13 protein-coding genes and 1 pseudogene are annotated in these 20,169 nt (G+C 73.2%); 5 read left to right on the forward strand and 9 right to left on the reverse strand.

Annotated features, from left to right (window positions below; translation table 11 throughout):
* Positions 1-64 precede the first annotated feature (64 nt).
* From ACFV9D_RS02515 to fxsT, 5 genes are all read left to right on the forward strand, one after another.
* On the forward strand, positions 65-1,072 hold the full coding sequence (locus tag ACFV9D_RS02515) for an AAA family ATPase (RefSeq protein WP_385139701.1): 1,008 nt from the start codon (positions 65-67) through the stop codon (positions 1,070-1,072).
* A gap of 7 nt (positions 1,073-1,079) precedes the next feature.
* Positions 1,080-4,250 (forward strand): SAV_2336 N-terminal domain-related protein, encoded by a 3,171-nt coding sequence (locus tag ACFV9D_RS02520; protein WP_385139704.1) that lies wholly within the window; start codon positions 1,080-1,082, stop codon positions 4,248-4,250.
* 154 nt (positions 4,251-4,404) lie between these two features.
* Positions 4,405-4,599 carry a hypothetical protein gene (locus tag ACFV9D_RS02525; protein ID WP_385139707.1) on the forward strand — a complete coding sequence of 65 codons (195 nt, stop codon included), beginning with the start codon at positions 4,405-4,407 and terminating at the stop codon, positions 4,597-4,599.
* A 72-nt stretch (positions 4,600-4,671) separates the two neighbouring features.
* On the forward strand, positions 4,672-5,952 hold the full coding sequence (locus ACFV9D_RS02530; RefSeq protein WP_385139710.1) for an aKG-HExxH-type peptide beta-hydroxylase: 1,281 nt from the start codon (positions 4,672-4,674) through the stop codon (positions 5,950-5,952).
* A gap of 57 nt (positions 5,953-6,009) precedes the next feature.
* Entirely contained in the window at positions 6,010-9,018 is a 3,009-nt protein-coding gene (gene fxsT / locus ACFV9D_RS02535) for an FxSxx-COOH system tetratricopeptide repeat protein (protein ID WP_385139713.1), read from the forward strand.
* 80 nt (positions 9,019-9,098) lie between these two features.
* Here the strand turns inward: fxsT and ACFV9D_RS02540 are convergent, their stop codons facing one another.
* The 9 genes and pseudogenes from ACFV9D_RS02540 to ACFV9D_RS02580 form a co-directional block, all read right to left on the reverse strand.
* Entirely contained in the window at positions 9,099-12,890 is a 3,792-nt protein-coding gene (locus ACFV9D_RS02540; protein WP_385139716.1) for a multifunctional oxoglutarate decarboxylase/oxoglutarate dehydrogenase thiamine pyrophosphate-binding subunit/dihydrolipoyllysine-residue succinyltransferase subunit, read from the reverse strand.
* A gap of 269 nt (positions 12,891-13,159) precedes the next feature.
* Positions 13,160-14,257 carry an ATP-binding protein gene (locus tag ACFV9D_RS02545; protein ID WP_385139719.1) on the reverse strand — a complete coding sequence of 366 codons (1,098 nt, stop codon included), beginning with the start codon at positions 14,255-14,257 and terminating at the stop codon, positions 13,160-13,162.
* Entirely contained in the window at positions 14,254-14,991 is a 738-nt protein-coding gene (locus tag ACFV9D_RS02550) for a response regulator transcription factor (protein ID WP_137993380.1), read from the reverse strand. The genes ACFV9D_RS02545 and ACFV9D_RS02550 overlap by 4 nt, the downstream gene beginning before the upstream one ends.
* A 59-nt stretch (positions 14,992-15,050) precedes the next feature.
* Positions 15,051-15,716, reverse strand: coding sequence for a spermidine synthase (locus ACFV9D_RS02555; RefSeq protein WP_385139723.1), 666 nt, complete (start codon positions 15,714-15,716; stop codon positions 15,051-15,053).
* Positions 15,717-15,852: 136 nt separating this feature from the next.
* Entirely contained in the window at positions 15,853-16,470 is a 618-nt protein-coding gene (locus tag ACFV9D_RS02560; RefSeq protein WP_385139726.1) for a hypothetical protein, read from the reverse strand.
* Positions 16,467-17,783, reverse strand: a complete 1,317-nt coding sequence (locus ACFV9D_RS02565; RefSeq protein ID WP_385139728.1) for a hypothetical protein — start codon at positions 17,781-17,783, stop codon at positions 16,467-16,469. Before ACFV9D_RS02565 ends, ACFV9D_RS02560 begins: the two co-directional genes overlap by 4 nt.
* Positions 17,784-17,920: 137 nt before the next feature.
* Positions 17,921-18,721, reverse strand: a pseudogene (locus ACFV9D_RS02570) (ABC transporter ATP-binding protein); the annotation flags it as partial.
* The gene (locus ACFV9D_RS02575; RefSeq protein ID WP_385139731.1) at positions 18,718-19,587 is read right to left on the reverse strand and encodes a zf-HC2 domain-containing protein; all 870 of its coding nucleotides are present in this window, start codon (positions 19,585-19,587) and stop codon (positions 18,718-18,720) included. The gene ACFV9D_RS02575 and the pseudogene ACFV9D_RS02570, both read right to left, overlap by 4 nt.
* Positions 19,584-20,156 (reverse strand): RNA polymerase sigma factor, encoded by a 573-nt coding sequence (locus ACFV9D_RS02580; protein WP_385139734.1) that lies wholly within the window; start codon positions 20,154-20,156, stop codon positions 19,584-19,586. The genes ACFV9D_RS02575 and ACFV9D_RS02580 overlap by 4 nt, the downstream gene beginning before the upstream one ends.
* Positions 20,157-20,169 lie beyond the last annotated feature (13 nt).

The raw sequence follows: 20,169 nt of genomic DNA on the forward strand, positions 1-20,169 counted from the left end.
CCTTGTGCAGGGGCGGTACGTTCGACCGGCCGGGCCATGACACCACAGCCAGGAGGAGTCCATCGTGAACGATTGGCGGATCTACCGTGGTGCCGGCCACCCGCACGACGAGATACGGCGGTTGCCCGCACCGCCGCCGTGGCGGGACTTCTCGACCGGCGGAGCGGACGACACCCTGGCCGGCTCCGACCGGCGGCTCGGCGTGCGCCGCCGCCTGGTCCAGAACCACCACCCCCGACCCGCCGAGACCGACGCCGTCAACGCCGCGCTCTATCTGCGCCGGCCGCTCCTGGTCACCGGCAACCCCGGCACCGGCAAGTCCACGCTCGCCCACGCCGTCGCCCACGAACTGGGCCTCGGCCGGGTGCTGCGCTGGCCGATCGTCTCCCGTTCGACCCTCCAGGACGGCCTCTACCGCTACGACGCCATCGGCCGGCTCCAGGACGTCCAGCTGGAGCGCGCCCAGGCCGGGTCGACGGTGCCCGCCGCGACCCCGGCGGGCATCGGTTCGTACATCCGGCTCGGGCCGCTCGGCACCGCGCTGCTCCCCTCCGAGCAGCCTCGGGTCCTGCTCATCGACGAGCTCGACAAGAGCGACCTGGACCTGCCGAACGACCTGCTGAACGCCCTGGAGGAGGGGGAGTTCGCCATCCCCGAGCTGGAGCGGCTCGCCGACCGGGAGCCCGTGGTCGAGGTGCTCACCGACGACGGCCGCAAGGTCCCGGTGCGGGGCGGCCGGATCCGCTGCTCCACCTTCCCGTTCATCGTGCTCACCTCCAACGGCGAACGCGACTTCCCCGCCGCCCTGTTGCGCCGCTGCATCCGCCTGGAGCTCGAACCGCCGGGCGAGGAGCAGCTGGGCGCCATGATCGAGGCGCATCTCGGGCCCGACGCCGCAGCCGGCGAAGAGGGTCTGGTCAGCCGCTTCCTGAACCGAGAGCCCGGCGAGGTCATCGCCACCGACCAGCTCCTCAACGCGATCTACCTGACCCAGCACGCCCCGCGCACCGAGCGGGTGACCCGGGAACGCATCGCGGACATGCTCATGCAGCCGCTCGATCAGCCGAGGTGATGGCCGGATGCACCGGATGCATCTGGAAGAACTCACCCGCAGACTGCGGGCCGGTGGCCAGGACCCCACCGCCGAGGAGGTCGCGGACGCCGTCTGGCTCGCCCAGTGGCTGCCGCGCGGGTCCCCGGACCCGGCGGAGGGTACGGCTTCGGATCCGTCGGCGGACCGGTCGGCCGACTCGGGGCGACCCGAATCGCCGGAGGAGGGGCGAAATCCGGCCATCGACGAGAGCGGCGATGCCACCGATCCCCGTACGGGTACGGGGATCGACGACGAGCACGACCCCGGACGCGGCACCCGCACCCGCGTCGGCGCCGGAACGGCGGACGACGACGCACGGCCCGTCCACGCCTCCGACAGCGTCGGCCTCTCCCTGTACGTCCGCCCCCCGACCCACGGCGACGGCTTACGTACGGAACGGGGCAGGGCCCTGCCCGTCCGCGCGCCCGGTGCCAACGCCCTGCCCGGACTGCTCGGCCTCCAGAAGGCGCTCCGCCCGCTGCGCCACTACGCCCACTTCCCGGTCCGGCCCGGCGAAGGCCTCCTCGACGAGGAGGCGACGGCCGAACGCAGCGCCGCCGCGGGCATCCTCACCCTCGTCCTGCGCCCGGCCGCGGGGCGCCGCCCCGACATCCAGCTCCTCATGGACACCGGCCCCGCCATGGTCGTCTGGACCCGGATGGTCGAGGAGCTGCGCCAGGCCTGCCAGCAGTCCGGCGCCTTCCGGGACGTCCAGGTCCACCGCCTGTACGACACCGGCGAGGGCGCGCCGCTCGTCACCACCACCTCGGGACCCGACGGACGGCCCCGGCTGCGCCCCGGTGACCAGCTCCACGACCCCACCGGCCGCCGCCTCACCCTGATCGTCAGCGACTGCGTCGGACCCCTGTGGCAGCGCGGCGCCGCCCAGCGGCTCATCCACCAGTGGCCCCGGCAGTCGCCGCTCGCCCTCGTCCAGCCACTGCCCCCGAGGCTCTGGCCCCGTACCGCGCTGTCCGTCGAGCCGGGACTCCTGCTGCGCCCCGCGTCCCCCGGCGGACACACCGGTTTCCAGCCCGACGAGGAGCCGTGGGAGCCGGTCGCCGCGGAGACGCGCGCGGTGCCCGTGCTCACGCCCACACCCGAGGCGTTCGCCTCCTGGGCCCGGCTCCACGGCGGCCACGGCTCGGGCGCGGTCCGCGGCTGGGCGGCCATGATCGCCCCCGACGCGCCGCGGACCTCCGCTCCGACCGCGGCCCCCGGTCGGCCCCGCACCCCGCGCAGCGACGAGGAGCTGCTGCGCGCCTTCAGCGCCGGCGCCTCGCCCGGCGCCCTCCGGCTCGCCGTCCACCTCGCCGCCGCCCCGCTCGCCCTTCCCGTCATGCAGCTCGTGCAGCGCGCCATGCTGCCCGACACCGGCCCCATGGAGCTCGCCGAAGTCCTGCTCAGCGGCTTGCTGCGGCAGCTGCCCGGCCCCGCCCCCTATCCGTGCTTCAGCTACCCGCCCGGCGTCCAGCAGCACCTCCTCGGCTCCCTCGACCGCAGCGCCGCCGCGCTCGTGCTCAAGCACTGCTCCGAGTACGTGGAACGCAATTTCGGCCAGGGCATGCGCAACTTCCCGGCGCTCGCGGCGGCCCGGCTGGCCGGCCACCCTGCCGACGAGGACCCGGCGGCCGCGCCCGGCACGGTGGAGGAGACCGACGAGCCCACCGGCCCCACGGGCACGGAACCCGAACTCTTCGCCCGCATCCCCGCGCGCGTGCTCCGCTTCTACCACCCGGACCTGATCACCCCCGATCCGCTGGCCGCGGCGCGGCGGCTGTTCGACCAGTGGCGCGACCAGTCCGACCCCTCGCTGCTGATCCGGGCCCGGCAGCAGGCCGAGGCGGCACAGCCGGACCACCCGGTCCAGGCCGGGATCCTGCTCGGGCGGGTGCTGTACGCGGAGGCCGGCACCGCCGCCGTCCGGGGCACCGAACGCCGCCAGGAGCTGCTCACCCGCGCGCTGACGGAGCTCGACCGGGTCGGCGGGATCGCCGAGCCGGGTGGTGCGGAGTGGGCCGAGGCCCGGCTCGAACAGGCCGTCGTCCACCACGGGTTGTGGCGCCACACCGCCGACCCCCGACACCTGGACGACGCCCTCACCGCCCTGGCGGGGGACGTGCCGGACTGGCCCGAGGCCCACCACCACACCCTCCACCTGCGCCGCGGACGACTGCTCCTCGCGCGCGGCGACGGCGCCGGAGCGGCGGCCGAACTCACCACCGCGCTCTCCCTCCGGGAGAGCTGCCCCGCCCTCCTCGACCTGGCGGACGCCCTCCACCTCGCGGGCGCCGACCCGGCCGAGATCACCCCCGTCCTGGACCGGGCGGGGGAACTCCTCGGCGACGGCAGCGCCCTCCGGCTGCGCTGGACGACGGCGCGCGCCCGGCTCTACGACACGGCCGGCGACGGAGCGGCCGCGGACACGGCCTACGAGGAAGCCACCCTGCTCGCCCCCGCCGACAGCGGGCAACGCGGGCGGATCCTGATGACCTGGGGCGAGTCCCTGATGCGCCGCGCGGCGGCCACCTCCGGCCAGGCCCCCGTCGACCGGGCCGAGAGCGTCCTGCGCGAGGCCCTCACCCGCCTCCCGGCCGGGGCGCCCGACCGGGCCCGGGCCAGGATCCTGATCGGCAGCGTGCTGGCCCTGCGCTTCCACCGGGCCGGGTTCCTGCCCGACCTGTACGAGGGCCGCCACCTCCTGGAACAGGCCGCCCGCACGACGCGGGACATCGGACTGCGGTCCGAGGTGTGGCTGCAACTGGGACGGGTGAGACTGGAGTTGAGCGGTTTGGCCCGGGACAGCGTGCTCGGCGACGCGCTCACGGCATACGAACGGTCCTCGGAGGACGCCCGGTCCGCCCACGGCGACACCCCGGGCACGATCACCGGCGCGCGTGCGCTGCACGCGCAGGGAGCCGTGTTGTTCCTGATGGGCAGGAACGGACGGGCGAAGAGCGTGCTGCGCGCCGCCGCCGAGCAGTGGCAGCGGCTGGCGGGCGCGCTGGTGGAGGTGGACTGGAGCGACGTCGAACGGACCAGGTCGCTGCTCACCGAGGTCGAGCATGCGGAAGGGCCGCTGGGGGCGCCGCTGTCCGGCGAGGACCGCCGCCGGATCGCGCCGCCCTGGTGGGCCTGGAGCGAGACGGCGGACTAGGCGGCGGCCGGAGAGGCGATACGGAGAACGGCTGGATAACGGGGGCGTGAATGGGCGCAGTTGAGTCGAACGGGTTTCTGACTTCCCGGCGTCGGGAAGAACCGCTCCGCCGCTACGACCGTGGGGGACAGACGTCGGTGAGGAGGAGCCGAGGGTGTTGGATCACACGGGGTGGGCGACCGGTGTCGACCAGGACGCCGCACAGCCTCCGCCCCTGCCCGACCTCGCCGCCGTCGACCTGCGGACCCTGCGGGGCATGGACCATCCCGAGCTCGTCGCCGAGGTCGAGCGGGTGCTCGGCCACTGCCGGGAACTGGGCGAATCCTGGGTCAGTGAGGGAAATCCCTGAAGGGCCCGGCCCGCACCGGCGCTTTCAGGTCAGTTTCCGGCGCCGGCCACCGGCCGGCGCCGAGGGCGCACGATGACGACGACCCCCCTGTCCGCAGCCGACTTCGCCGAGCTGGCCAGGACCGGTCCCGCGCCGGTGGGCATGTCCGCGCTCCACACGGGCCTGCGCGGCCGCCGACTGCTCCTGCTCAAGGCCCTGCTCATCCGGGTTCAGCGCGAACGGGAGAGCGTCGACGGTGCGGTCGCCCGCCGCTTCGAAGCCGCCTGGCACCTGCTCGAACAGGCCGAACGGGCCCACCCCGCAGTGGTGCGTGACGTCCTGGACTACCCGACGACCGGGGCCTGGCTCGCGACCGCGCTCGCCGCCCCGGTCGGCCAGGCCCTCGACCGCAGGCTCGACCGTCTCGAGTCCATCGCCGTCACGGCCGCACTGCGCGCGGGCTGCCCCCTCGACCTCACCGTCGCCACGCCCACCGGCACGCTCTCCCTGACCGGCGCGGGCCGCCTCCACGTGGGGGCCGAGCGGGTACGGATACGGGCTCGCGCCCGTATCGTACGCATCGGGCCCGAGGGATCCCGCGCGAGCTGCGGCGCCCTCCTCCTCTCCCACCCCTGCACCGGCCGCCTCACCGGCCTGGGCCCCGCCTGGACCGGCCTGCACGCCCTGCCGGGGACCGTCGCCCTGCTCGACGACCTTGACCCGTACCGTGTGCCGCCCGGCGGAGTCGGCGCCCCACCGCGGGCGGCCACCGACAGAGCCGCCACCGACGCGGGCGCCTGGTCCACCCGCTGGCGCGGCGCCCACCAGCTCCTGGAACGCGTCGACCCCGTCCGCGCCGGCGAGGTCCGGCGCGTCGTGCGGGCGGTCGTCCCGCTGTCCGGGGGAGGACAGCCGCCGGTGCCGATGAGCGCCACCCTGCGCGCGGCGCCCGGGGCCGTGCTCGCCTCGCTGCCGTCGAGCGCGCGGGCGATGGCGGAGACGCTGGTCCACGAGATCCACCACAGCAAGCTGGCCGCCCTGCACGAACTCGTACCGCTGCACCGTCCGGGCCGGACCGCGGTGCACCGGGTCGGCTGGCGGACCGATCCCCGACCGATCGCCGGTGTCCTCCAGGGCGCGTACGCGCACCTCGCGCTCACCGACCTGTGGCGGCGGGCCGCCGTGGCCCCGAGGGCGCCCGAGTCCTGGCGCTCGGCTGCGGGACAGCGGTTCGAGCGCTTCCACGATCAGGTGGGCGGAGCGCTGGAGATCCTGCTTGAATCCGATGAACTGACCATCGCAGGACGGGAGTTCGCGAACCAAATGAAGAGGCATCATGCGAGCCTCGGCGCGGTCCGTAGACCCCTTGAGTAACACTGTGTCGACGAGAGATGACACTACGTGGCGCGTGAGCGGGATAGGGAGACATTGATGGCGGAACAAGGGCGTACGGGTGGCGCCGCGGCGGCGCCCGAGCATGTCCTGGTGGTCTTCCCGGGCTATCACCGCCCTTGGGCCGCCTGGATCGCACAGCGTCTCGAAGCGCACGGGGTCAGGTCGACCCTGCAACGCTGGGACCCGCCGCGCGAGGTGCCGCTCGAGGACTCGCTCGGCGACCTGCTGCTCGCCCGCGGCCAGGTCCTCCTCGTCCTCAACGACTGGTTCTTCGAGCTCGGACCGCGCCCGGCCGGCGAGTGGAACGACGTCCTGCGCGGCTTCGTCGCGGCCCACGCCGAGCGCTTCGCCGCCGTCAACCTCACCAACCGGCCCCTGCTCCCCGCGACCGCCGTCCTCGAACCCGTCAGCCTCTGGGGCGTCGGCGAGGACGAGGCCGAGGCCCGCCTGCTCGCCCGACTCACCGTCGAGGCGCGCCGCCCCGCGGGCCGGCGCGGAGTGTCGGGACCGCCCGTCCGCTACCCGGACACGCCTCCCGAGATCTGGGGCGAAATCCCGCGCCGCAACCCCCGGTTCACCGGCCGCGACGACCTCCTGACCGAGCTCCAGGAACGGCTCATGGACGCCGAACGCGGCAACGCGGCCTGCACCCTGCTCGGCATGTCCGGCATCGGCAAGACCCAGATCGCCGCCGAGTACGCCCACCGCTTCAGCCCCGACTACGACGTCGTCTGGTGGGTCAACTCCGACGACCGCAACGTCCAGCGCGACCGCTTCGGTGAACTCGCCGCCGAGCTCGGCCTGGCCGTCGGAAACGAACCCGGTGAACGCATCCGCGCCGTGCGCGAGGCGCTGCGCCGCGGCGACCCGCGGTCCAAGTGGCTGGTCATCTTCGACGGCTGGGACGACACCGACGGCATCGACGTGATGCTGCCGCACGGCACCGGACACGTCCTGATCACCTCGCGCAACCTGGCCTGGCGCGACCACACCGACATCGTCCAGGTGCCCAGCTTCGACCGTGCCGAGTCCACCGGCTATCTGATGCGCCGCGCCCCGCACATCAGCGGAGTCGAGGCCGACGAGGTCGCCGCCGAGTTCGGCGACGTACCCCTGCCGCTCGTCCAGGCCGCCTCCTGGCTCGGCGAGTCCGGCATGGAGGTCGCCGAGTATCTGCGGATGGTCCGGGAGGGTCGGCTCTCCACCGTCGACGAGACCGCGGCGGGCGAGGGCTTCCCGCACGCCTCCCTCACCTCGTGGTCGATACTGATCAACCGGCTCCGGCGTGCCCAGCCGCAGGCCGTCGAGATCCTCAGCCTGTGCGCTTCCTTCGCCCCCGGCCGCATCCCCCTCGGCATCGTCCGCGCCTACCCCCAGGCCGATGTCCCCGAGGACCTCCGATGGATGAACGCGGACCTCGCCGCCTGGACCCGGGCCCTGGACACCCTGGTCAACTACTCGGTCCTCACCCGGGAGTCGCGCGGCCCCGTCACCAGCACGGAGATCGGACCGCACCAGGAGTCCGTGCACATGCACCGGCTGGTCCACGACATCGTCTCCAGGCTGACCGACGGCCCCACCCGGGCCGCCCACCGCAAGGCCGTCCGCAACCTGCTCGCCGAGGCCGACCCCGGCAACCCGATGGACAGCCGCCACTGGCCCCGCTACGCCGAACTCCTGCCCCACCTGGAGCCGTCCGGCGCCCTCGCCAGCCGCGACCCGCGCATCCAGAACGCCGTCCTCAACTGCCTGCGCTACTGCTACCGCAGCGGGGAGTTCAAGGCGGGCGCCCGGCTCGCCGAGAAGATCCGCTCCAGCTGGAGCGAGTTCATGGACCCGCTGGCCCAGCCGATGATGGACCTCACCACCCAGGAGGGCAACGTCCTGCGCTCCAGCGGCCGGTTCCGGGAGGCGTACCAGCTCGACCACGCCCTTCAGGAGCGACTGCGCGCCGCCACCCCGCCCCATGAGCTCGGCATGATGCTCTGCAACGGCGCGATCGCCAGCGACCTGCGCCACCTCGGCCAGTACGCGGAGGCGGAGGCCCTCCAGCGCGAGGTCCTCGACGAGGCCCAACGGCTCCTCGGCGAGACCGAGTTCGTCACCCTCGTGGCCCGCTTCAATCTCGGCGTGGGGCTGCGGCTGCTCGGCCGCTACCAGGAGGCGTACGACCTCGATGTCGAGACCCTGGCCCGGCGCGAGACCCTGTTGCGGCCCCGGCACGCCAACACCCTGAACTCCTCCATCGCCTGCGCACAGGACCTGCGGCTGCTCGGCCGCTACCGCGACGCGCTCGCCCGCCAGGAGTCCACCCTCAAGATGCACGTCCAGGTCCTCGGCGCGCTGCACCCGCAGACGCTCAAGGCCCGCGCCCAGCTGGCCCTGTGCCGGCGCCGGGAGGGCGGCTCGCAGCAGGACATCAGCGCCACCATGTCCAGCGTGCTCGACCAGCTGGAACAGGTCCACGGGCGTGGGCACTACATGACCCTGGCGTTCATCAACGACTACGGCAACTATCTGCGCGAGCACGGTGACCTCGCCGCCGCCAGGGACCTCATCGACGAGGCCGAGTCGGGCTACCGGGCGCTCCTCGGCCCGGCCCACCCCTTCGCCACCGGCATGCTCTCCAGCACCGGACTCGTCATGCAGGCCCGCGGCGACCGCGCCGACGCCATGGCCATGCTGGAGGCCTCCCTCGCCGGACTCACCGCCTCCCTGGGACCCGACCACCCCTGGGTCCTCGGCTGCGCCCTCAACGCGGCCGGCGCCCGGAACTTCAACGGCCGGGTCGCCGACGCGACCGAGCTCAGCCGGGAGACGCTGCGCAGGGCCCGGCACACCCTCGGCAACGACCACCCGCTCACCCTGTCCTGCCAGATCGCGCTCGCCGCCGATCTGCGGGGTCTGCGCGAGGTCGAGGAGGCAGGCAAGGTCGAGGAGGACGCGCTGCTCACCCTGACGAGGACTCTGGGGGCCCAGCACCCGCACACGCTCTCGGCCCGCCAGCGGATCCGCCCGTACTGGGACTTCGAGGCGTACGTGTAACCCCGGCCGGTGAACGCCGGAGGCCCGGCGCCCCTCGCGGGGTGCCGGGCCTCTCGACGTACACGTACCGGTGCAGCGGATCAGGCGTCGAAGACCTCGTTGACCAGCTGCTGCTGCTCGGCCTGGTGGCGCTTGGCCGAACCGACCGCCGGGGACGAGGAGTGCGGACGCGAGATCCGGCGCAGGCGCTCGCCGTGCGGGATGTCGGCGCCGACCGCCAGGTCCAGGTGGTCGATCAGGTTGAGCGCGATGAACGGCCACGCACCCTGGTTCGCCGGCTCCTCCTGCGCCCACAGGTACTTCTCGGCGTTCGGGTACTTGGCGATCTCGGCCTGGAGCTCGGCACCCGGCAGCGGGTACAGGCGCTCCAGACGGATGATCGCCGTGTCCGTGACACCGCGCTTCTGACGCTCGGCCTCCAGGTCGTAGTAGACCTTGCCGGAGCAGAAGACGACCTTGCGGACGTCGGCCGCGTTGACCGTGTCGTCGCCGATCACCGGGCGGAAGCCGCCGGTGGTGAACTCCTCCACCTTCGACGCCGCGGCCTTCAGACGCAGCATCGACTTCGGGGTGAAGACGATCAGCGGCTTGTGGTGCGGGTTGTGCGACTGCCACCGCAGGAGGTGGAAGTAGTTCGACGGCAGGGTCGGCATGGCGATCGTCATGTTGTCCTGGGCGCACATCTGGAGGAAGCGCTCCGGGCGCGCGGACGAGTGGTCCGGGCCCTGGCCCTCGTAGCCGTGCGGCAGGAGCAGCGTGACGCCGGAGGTCTGGCCCCACTTCTGCTCGGCCGAGGAGATGAACTCGTCGACGACGGTCTGCGCGCCGTTGACGAAGTCACCGAACTGGGCCTCCCAGATGACCAGCGCGTCCGGGCGGGCCAGCGAGTAGCCGTACTCGAAGCCCATCGCCGCGTACTCGCTGAGCAGCGAGTCGTAGACGTTGTAGTGGGCCTGGTCCTCGGCCAGGTAGAGCAGCGGGGTGTAGTCCTCGCCGGTCTCCTGGTCCACCAGGACCGCGTGACGCTGGCCGAAGGTGCCGCGGCGGGAGTCCTGGCCGGACAGCCGGACCGGGGTGCCCTCCATGAGCAGCGAGCCGATGGCCAGGGTCTCGCCGAAGCCCCAGTCGATCGTCCCGTCGTCGATGGAGGCCGCGCGGCGCTGCATCTGCGGCATCAGACGCGGGTGGACCGTGATCCGCTCCGGGATGTTGACCTGCGACTCGGCGATCCGCTTCACGATCTCCTGGGAGACCGCGGTGGTGACGGCGACCGGGAACGCGGCCTGGGCGTCCGGGACGTGCGCCGGGGCCGGCGCCGAGGTGGCCTCGCGGACCTCCGCGAAGACCTTCTCCAGCTGGCCCTGGAAGTCCTGGAGCGCCTGCTCCGCCTCTTCGAGGGTGATGTCGCCGCGACCGATCAGCGACTCGGTGTACAGCTTGCGCACCGAACGCTTCTTGTCGATCAGGTTGTACATCTGCGGGTTGGTGAACTGCGGGTTGTCGCCCTCGTTGTGACCGCGGCGGCGGTAGCAGATGAGGTCGATCACGACGTCCTTGTTGAACGTCTGGCGGAACTCGAAGGCGAGCCGCGCGACGCGGACCACGGCCTCCGGGTCGTCGCCGTTCACGTGGAAGATCGGCGCCTCGATCATGCGGGCCACGTCGGTCGCGTACATCGAGGAACGCGAGGACTCCGGGGCGGCGGTGAAGCCGACCTGGTTGTTGATGACGATGTGGACCGTGCCGCCGGTGCGGTAACCGCGCAGCTGCGACATGTTCAGCGTCTCGGCGACGACACCCTGGCCGGCGAAGGCCGCGTCACCGTGCAGGGCGACCGGCAGGACGGTGAAGTCCGTGCCGCCCTTGTTGATGACGTCCTGCTTGGCGCGGACGACACCCTCGAGGACCGGGTCGACCGCCTCGAGGTGCGAGGGGTTGGCGGTGAGCGAGACCTTGATCTGCTCGCCGTCCAGGCCCGTGAAGGTGCCCTCGGCGCCCAGGTGGTACTTCACGTCGCCGGAGCCGTGCATCGACTTCGGGTCGAGGTTGCCCTCGAACTCGCGGAAGATCTGCGCGTACGACTTGCCCACGATGTTCGCGAGGACGTTCAGGCGGCCGCGGTGGGCCATGCCGATGACGACCTCGTCCAGGCGGGACTCGGCGGCGGAGTCGATGACCGCGTCGAGCAGCGGGATGACGGACTCGCCGCCCTCCAGGGAGAACCGCTTCTGACCGACGTACTTGGTCTGCAGGAAGGTCTCGAAGGCCTCGGCCGCGTTCAGGCGGCGCAGGATCCGCAGCTGCTCCTCGCGCTCCGGCTTGGAGTGCGAGCGCTCGACACGGTCCTGGATCCACTTGCGCTGCTTCGGGTCCTGGATGTGCATGAACTCGACGCCGGTGGTGCGGCAGTACGAGTCGCGCAGCACACCGAGGATGTCGCGGAGCTTCATCATCGACTTGCCGGCGAAGCCGCCGACCGCGAACTCGCGCTCCAGGTCCCACAGGGTGAGGCCGTGCTCGGTGATGTCCAGGTCGGGGTGCTTGCGCTGGCGGTACTCCAGCGGGTCGGTGTCGGCCATGACGTGGCCGCGGACCCGGTAGGAGTGGATCAGCTCGAAGACCCGCGCGGCCTTGGTGACGTCGTCGTCGTGCGAGGCGTCGATGTCCTTGAGCCAGCGGACCGGCTCGTAGGGGATGCGCAGGGCCTTGAAGATGTCGTCGTAGAAGCCCTCCTCACCGAGGAGGTAGTTCGCGACGACCCGCAGGAACTCGCCGGAGGCGGCGCCCTGGATGACCCGGTGGTCGTACGTCGAGGTCAGCGTCATGACCTTGGAGATGCCCAGCTTGTTCAGGGTGTCCTGGGAGGTGCCCTGGAACTCGGCCGGGTAGTCCATCGAGCCGACGCCCATGATCACGGACTGTCCGGGCATCAGACGCGGCACGGAGTGGACGGTGCCGAGGCCGCCGGGGTTGGTCAGCGAGACGGTGACGCCGGTGAAGTCCTCCATCGTCAGCTTGCCGACGCGGGCGCGCTTGACGATGTCCTCGTAGGCCTGCCAGAACTCGAAGAAGTTCAGCGTCTCGGCCTTCTTGATGCCGGCGACGACGAGCTGGCGGTCGCCGTTCGGCTTCACCAGGTCGATCGCGAGGCCGAAGTTCACGTGGTCCGGCTTGACCAGGGTCGGCTTGCCGTCCTTCTCCGCGAAGGAGTAGTTCATCGACGGCATGGCCTTGATCGCCTGCACCATCGCGTAGCCGATGAGGTGCGTGAAGGAGATCTTCCCGCCCCGGGCGCGCTTCAGGTGGTTGTTGATCACGATCCGGTTGTCGAAGAGCAGCTTCACCGGGACGGCGCGGACGGACGTGGCCGTCGGCACCTCCAGCGAGGCGTTCATGTTCTTCGCGACGGCGGCGGCGGGACCGCGCAGCGTGATCAGCTCGGGACCGGCGGGCGCCTCGGTGGCAGCCGGGGCCTTCGCGGCAGGCGCGGCGGCGGGCTTGGCCGGCGCCGCGGGCGCCTGGGCGGCGGGAGCGGGCTTCACCGGAGCCGGGGCGGCGGCCGGAGCCGCGGCGGCGGCAGCCGGGGCCGGAGCGGCCGTGGCGGGCGCGGGCGCCGGAGCGGCGGGTGCGGCAGGTGCAGCCTGTGCGGGGCTCACCTGCGGCGCGGCGGCCGGAGTCTTCTCCGTGGCACCGGGCTTGTAGTCGGCGAAGAAGTCCCACCAGGCACGATCGACCGAATTCGGGTCCTGGAGGTACTGCTGGTAGATCTCGTCGACGAGCCACTCATTGGCGCCGAAGGCGGTCGCAGGGTTCTGACCCTGCCCGTCTTGGCCGGTGGAGGTACTCGGGGTACTGGGGGACTGAGACGACACGGCGGTAACCGCCCTCTTCCGCTTCACAAGGTGATGGACAGCGGAAATAAAGGCTACGCCTCCCTGGCCGAGAGGTGCAGGCCGGGCGCTCCAACGTCGCGCAAGTCACACTTGACACGGTGTTTCGGGGCAGGGAATGGCGGGAAACAAGCGTGGTTCTGCCCTCTCGCGGGTACGAGAGAACGGGGTTGCCCCCCGCTCCGCGGAACAACCCTGACCACGTCCTGATCACGTACACGCAGAACATGTGCTTCCGGTTCGACCCTACGTCAATCCCGCGCCGGAAGGCTTCCCGGAAGAGTGACCTGGATCCGGCAGCCGCGTGACGATTCGGCCACTCCGATCTCCCCGCCGTGCAGATCCACCGCCCAGCGGGCGATCGCGAGCCCGAGACCCGTACCGCCGTCGCTGCCCGGACCGGACTGCGCCGGCACCTGGCCACGGTTGAACCGCTCGAAGACCGTGTGCCGCAGCGCCTCCGGGATACCGGGGCCCTCGTCCTCGACCTCGAGCGCCAGCGAGTCCGGCCACGGCCCGCGCCGGGCCCGTACGGTCACCCGGCCGTGCGGCGGCGAGTGCTTCACCGCGTTGTCGATGAGGTTCGCCATCACCTGGTGCAGCCGCTCCGCGTCCGCGTGCGCGGTCAGCTCGGGCGGCGAGACGTCGAGGTGCAGATGGACGTCCGTACGGTTGTGCAGCCCGGACGTGGAGGACAGGCCGCGCTGGGACGCGGCCAGATTGGCCTCCCGGAGCACCCCCGAGAGGTACGGCCAGACCTCGAAACGGCGTGCCTTGAGCGTGACGACACCGTTGTCAAGACGTGACAGGTCGAGCAGGGTCTCCACCAGCCGGCCGAGCCGCTCGGACTGCTTCAGTGCCGTCCGCATGGTCTCCGGGTCGGCCTCGGAGACCCCGTCCACGACGTTCTCCAGGACCGCGCGGAGCGCGGCGATGGGGGTGCGCAGCTCGTGGGAGACATTGGCGACCAGCTCCTTGCGGTGCCGGTCGACGGCCTCCAGGTCGTCCGCCATGCGGTTGATCGTCGAGGCGAGGTCGCCGAGCTCGTCGCGGCGGTCCGCTCCGCGCACCCGCCGGCTGAAGTCGCCGCGCGAGATCGACCCGGCCACGGTGGTCATCTCGTCCAGCGGCGCGGTCAGGGACTGCGCCACGAACTGGGTGATTAGGAGGGTCGCGATCATCGCGAAGATCGTGATGTAGCGGAACTCCGTGGAGGTGCGTATCGCCACCAGGGCCAGGCCCGAGGTGAGCAGGACCGCCCCGACGACCAGCGTGCCCAGCTTGGTCTTGATCGAGATGAGGATCCGGCGCCTGCCGCGGCGCTCGGGGCGCGGCCCCCGTCGGCTCATGGCGCCGGGGTCTCCAGCGCGTATCCGACGCCATGGACCGTACGGATCCGCTCCGCCCCGATCTTCCGGCGCAGCGCCTTGATGTGGCTGTCCACGGTCCGGGTCCCCGAGGCGTCCGCCCAGTCCCAGACCTCCGCGAGCAGCTGCTCGCGGGAGAGGACCGCACGCGGCGTGTTCGCCAGGCAGACCAGCAGGTCGAACTCGGTCGGCGTCAGGTGCACGTCCTCGGCCCTGACCCGGACCCGGCGCTGCGCGTGGTCGATCTCCAGCTCGCCGAGCCGCAGGATCCCGCTCCGCGGCGTCACGGCCGCCAGCGCCGCCCGCTCCACCCGGCGCAGCAGCACGTGCACCCGGGCGGCCAGCTCACGCATCGAGAACGGCTTGGTCATGTAGTCGTCGGCGCCGACGCCGAGTCCGACCAGCATGTCCGTCTCGTCGTCGCGCGCCGTGAGCATCAGGACCGGGACCGGCCGCTGGGCCTGGACCCGGCGGCACACCTCCAGGCCGTCGAACCCCGGCAGCATCACGTCGAGCACCATCAGGTCCGGCTGCCACGCCTCGGCCGCGTCCACCGCGGCCGGGCCGTCGGTCGCCGTCTGGACGAGGAACCCCTCCGCGCGCAGCCGCGCGGAGATCGCATCCACGATCGTCGTGTCGTCCTCGACGACCAGCACCCGCCGCTGCGCACCCGGAGTGGGCGCCGCACCGTGGTGAGTGGTGTGTGTCTGCTCCATTGCCCCGCCTCGCATCGCTGGTGTCGGCCAGCAGCCTAGAGGCACCGGGAGCATCCCGGCTACGCAGGCCTGATGCCGAGGTGCACCACGTCCGGGACGCCCCGGGCAACCGGGATCTCTTCCGTCCGTACCCCGCTGAATCCGGCATTCCGCAAGGACGCTTCGAAATCGGCAGAGGGTTGCGCGGACCACACGGCGAGGATCCCGCCGGGGTTCAGGCGGGCCGCGCAGGCCGCCAACCCCTCGGCGGAGTACAGACTTTGGTTGCCCTCGGTGACGGTCCAATCGGGCCCGTTGTCGATGTCCAGGCAGAGCGCGTCGTAGGTGTCGGGGGAGTTGTGGACGAACTCGACCAGGTCCGTGTGCAGGATCACGTTGCGCGGATCGGCCAATGCCTGTCCGGAAATCGCGGCCAGCGGCCCTTCGCGGTGCCAGTCGATGATGGCCTGCTCGCGCTCGACGACGGCGATCCGGCCCCAACGGGGGTCGGCGGCCGCGTGGACGAGGGAGAAACCGACGCCGAGACCGCCGATCAGCACGGAGGCGGCGGTGCGTCCGCCGAGGGCGTCCATCGCCGCGTCGATCAGGAGCCGTTCGGAGCGACCGTCCGAGGTGTCCATCAGGAAGGTGCCGTTGGCGATGATCTCGAAGTGCTCGTCGCGTCGGCGCAGCACGACTTCTCCGTACGGACCCTCGCGGCGGTCGAGGGTGACGGGGCTGGACATGTTCACTCACTCCCGGTCTCGGCAGACGGTCTGTCCGGGCCATCCTCGCGGGGCGGGGGCGGCCGGGACAAACGGATACGTCGGCGACGCCGAGGCGGTCGGGTCGGTTCAGCTCCGTGTGGGAGGACGGTCGGGTTCAGCGCCGTACGGGAGGGCGGGCGCCGCGGAACGTGTAGAGCGCCGCGCCCCCGGCGAACGCCCCCAGCGCCACCGCCCAGGCGCCCGCCTGCGGACCCGGCTGCATCGGCCAGGCCCACAGCGCGGCGCCGCCCCCGGGCGCCGGCGGCGCCGCCACGTAGACCGAGCCGACGTACGCCGTCATCGGCAGCCAACTCGGCCGGGCGCCGATCAGCGCCGCCGCGGCGGCCGTCACACCCACCGAGCCCAGGGTGTTGCGGACGATCGCCGGCCCACCGAACTCCTCCGGGTGACCCGGCACCGCGAGCGCCAGCGTGACGACGGCCAGGGCGGTCAGGGCGAGCAGGTGCGCGGTGCGGCGCAGGGGCCACGGGCGGGTCGCCGTACGGTCCAGCTCGTCGCTCGCCGCGTACAGGCTCGCCCCGACCACCGAAGCGGCCAACAGCGGGCCGAGGACGACGACCGGCACGCGGGCGGTGTGGTCGAAGCCCGGATGGGACCGGAGCCAGGCCGCGGCCCAGGCGGCCGCGGCAGCCGTGCCCAACAGGGCGGCGACGGCGCCGGGGAGCGTGCGCGAGCGTGCGTAGAGGACGAGGCCGGTGCCGAGGCCGCTCATGGGATCGGCACCTCCTCGGGGCGACAGCGGTCCGCCGCCATGTAGCGGGCGAGGTACTCCCGTTGGGCGGCCGGGGACTTGGCGCGCAGGGCGTCGAGGTCCCGCTGCGCGACCGGGCCCACGGGGATGCCGTAGTCCTCCGGTGTCGGCGCCAGCCACTCGGACACGGCGAGATGGATCTCGCCGAGCCGTTCGACGTCCGGTCCGGCGAAGTCCTCGGAGCGGCAGGTCTCCGAGAAGAGGAACTGGACGGCCGAGTTGAGGTACAGGTCGGGGCTCCGGAGCCGGCCCCGTACCGCGTCCGACATCGGGTCCGGCAGTTCGATCTCCCCCGCGCCCGGGCCGCTCGGGCCGCCCACCCAGCGGACCGGGGCGCCCGGCAGCCCGCGCAGCCGCTCGTTGAGCGGAGCGAGCGCGCGGGAGATGTCCGGCAGCAGTCCGCGGTCCAGGGCCGGCACACAGACCTGGGGCGATCCGCCGTCGCAGACCGGACGGATCGCCTCGCGGTCCGGGCGCCACGCCCCCTCGTCGGGAAGCCGGAGCACCGGCACGGCCGCGGCGACCGCGGCGGCGAGCGGAAGCAGGGCGAGCAGCCGCAGCCGCGCGGGGCGCGCCGCGTACGCGAGGAGGGCCGCCAGGGCGAGACCTCCGGTCCAGACGGCCGAGGCGGGGGCGAACCACCACACGGGCTCCTCCCAGGGGGAGGAGTGCTCGGCGGCCGGGCTGAGCCAGCGGGCGGGACTCTCCGTGTACGCGCCGATCCCGAGCCCGACATACCCGGCCACCGCGAGCAGCGGTGCCGTCAGCCGCCACGGCACCAGCAGCCCGACGAGATGGCCGAGCGTGCCGAGTGCGGCGAGCGCGACGGCGTCGGCGGCGACGAGCTCGAGATACGGCCGGCCGCCACCGACGTACGGCCAGGTCGCCAGCAGGCACACCGCCGTGGCGAGGAGCTGCCCGGCGGCCGGCCAGAGCGCGGAGGGCGCGACGGCGAGCAGCGTACGGCGCAGCCGGCCGCGCGGGACGGAACGCAGCAGCTCCAGCGTCCCGCGCCGCCGCTCCCGGCCGCCCTGCCAGCAGCCGGCGGCGAGCGCGAGAGGGCCGGCGAGCAGCCCGGTGGCGACGTGCAGCGTGTCCGTGGCGTCGGTCCAACGCGACTGCCAGTCGGGCGCCTTGCCGTACATCGTCACGAGGATCGTGACCGCGACGGCGGCGCCGACCCAGGGCCCGGCCCCCCGCCGCAGCTCGGTGCGGAGGGCGGAGGTGCGGGGCGGATCGGTGGCCTCGCGGGGCGGGGTGGCGGTCGCGGTCACCGGGTCTCCTCGGGGGAGACGGGAGCGAGGGCGGCGGAGGGGTCCGGCCGGGGCGTCCGCCCGCCCGGGTCGTCCACCGCGGCCGTTGCGTGAAGAGTCACCGCTGCCTCCGCGTCTGATGCCGAAGGGTCCGACGTGGCCTGCGGCGCGCGGTGGGCGCGGAGAGCCGCCGTGTAGCCGCGTTCGATCGCGTTGGCGCCGTCCCCGGCAGTGGCCGAGGTCGCCGACTCCTCGCCCAGGGCCGTCAGTTCCGCGGTCGTGCCGCGGAACGCGACGCGGCCCGATTCGATCAGAGTGACCTCCGAGCAGGCGGCGGCCACGTCCTCCACCAGGTGGGTGGAGACGATCACCGTGGACGAGGCGCCGATCTCCTTCAGGAGCGTTCGGAACTCGACGCGCTGTTCGGGGTCGAGTCCCGCCGTCGGTTCGTCGAGGAGGAGCAACTCCGGTTCGTTCACGATCGCCTGGGCGATCCCGGCCCGCCGGACCATGCCGCCGGACAGGGTCTTCAGCCGGGCGTCGATGCGCTCGGCGAGGCCCACCCGCTCCACGGCGCGCTCCACGGCGGCCGGGGTGCGGTCCGCGGGCATCTCCTTGAGCCAGGCCACGTACGCCACGAACTCGCGGACCGTGAAGCCCGGGTAGTACCCGAACTCCTGGGGCAGATAGCCCAGTCGGCGGCGGATCTCCGACCGCTCGCGGTGGGCCCCGGCGTCCCGGCCCAGGAGCTCCACCCGGCCGTCCGACGGGGCGGCCACGGTCGCGAGGACACGGATGAGGGAGGTCTTTCCGGCGCCGTTCGGGCCGAGGAGGCCGTGGACGCCGGGACCGAGGGTCAGGTCGAGGCGGTCGAGCGCGACCGTGCGGCGGTGCCGGACGGTCAGACCGGTCGCCGTGACGGTGGTGAGTGCGGCGCTCGGTGTGGTCCGTGTGGTCACCGGGTCTCCAGATGGTCGAAGGAACGGCGTCGCAACGCCAGCAGGCCCGCGCAGGCGACGGCGGCGGCTGCCCAACCGCCCTGTGCGGCCGGGCCCGAGAGGTAGCGGGCCAACTCGGCCGTGGCGTCCGGCCGTCCGAGCACCGGTCCGGTCACTGCGAGCAGCCAGCCGCCGGTGAGGGTGAGCGCGGCCGCGCGGCAGCCCACGAACGAGCCGAGGGCCAGGGCCGCCAGCGTCAGCGCGAGCCCGGGCAGCAGCCAGGCCGCCGCGCCCGGTACGCCCGTGACCGGTGGCAGCAGCGCTCCGGCTGCGGTCAGCACCGGCACACACACGCCGAGCACGGCCGCCGCCCGGGTGAGCAGCAGGCGCAGCCCGCCGGAGGGTGTCGCCACGCCGATCTCGTACATCGGGTCGGCGTGACGTCCGTACGAGACGGCCACCCCGGCGAGCGGCAGGACCGGGGCGACGGCGAGCAGGACCGGCCGCGCCCCCCGGAACCCGGCGCCGTACGCGAGCCCCGCCGCGGCGGCGACCACGACGAGCACCGCCACCAGCCACGACCCGCGCAGCGCGGGGCCCGCGGCCCAGAGCACGCGCGCCCAGCGGGAGGCGGGGGCGAGCCGAAGGCCCGTGCCCCGGCGGCGGGGCGCGTCGGCCGCCTCCGTGCGTACCGTCTCCAGGAGCGCCGTCCGGACGTCCGCCAGGACCGGGCCCGCGCCCCCCGCGCGGACCGCCGTCGACACGCGGGCCGCGCAGCCGCCGCACACCTCGACGTGCTTCTCCAGGGACCAGGCGTCGGGCTCGGCCGCCGAACCCGACGCGTAGCGGGCGGCCAGGGAATCGGTCACGTGCCACGGCGCGCTCATGCGGTGCCTCCCAGGGGGTGCGGGCCGAGGGCGGCGCGCAGTTCGCGACGGGCCCGCAGGGCGCGGGTCTTGACCGTGCCCTCCGGTATCCCCAGGAGCCGGGCCGTCTCGCGGGTGGTCAGGCCGTCGACGACCGTGGCCCGCAGCACCTCGCGCAGCTCGGGCGAGATCCGGTCGAGCGCGGCGCCGACGTCTCCGTACTCGAGGCCCGCGAGGACCCGGTCCTCCGCCGAGGGGGCGGGGGCGATCGGTTCGGGCGCGGCGCGCTCCGCACGGGCCCGGACGCGCTGGGCGTCGACCAGGCGGCGCGCGGCGACGACCCACAGCCAGCCCCCGGCCTCACCCCGGCCCCGGTGGGAACCGGCGGAGCGCCAGACCGTGACGAAGGTGTCCTGGAGGACCTCCCGTACGGTCTCCTCGTCCGTGCAGCGCCGGGCCAGCCGGGCGTGCAGCCAGCCCGCGTGCCGGTCGTACAGCACGGCCAGCGCCTCGGCGTCGCCCCGGGCGACCGCGCGCAACAGCGCGGAGTCGTCCCGGTCTTCTCCCCGTTCGGGGCGCAACAGTCTCACGCCCCTCTATCGC

This window comes from Streptomyces sp. NPDC059875, assembly GCF_042731085.1.
Classification (GTDB): domain Bacteria; phylum Actinomycetota; class Actinomycetes; order Streptomycetales; family Streptomycetaceae; genus Streptomyces.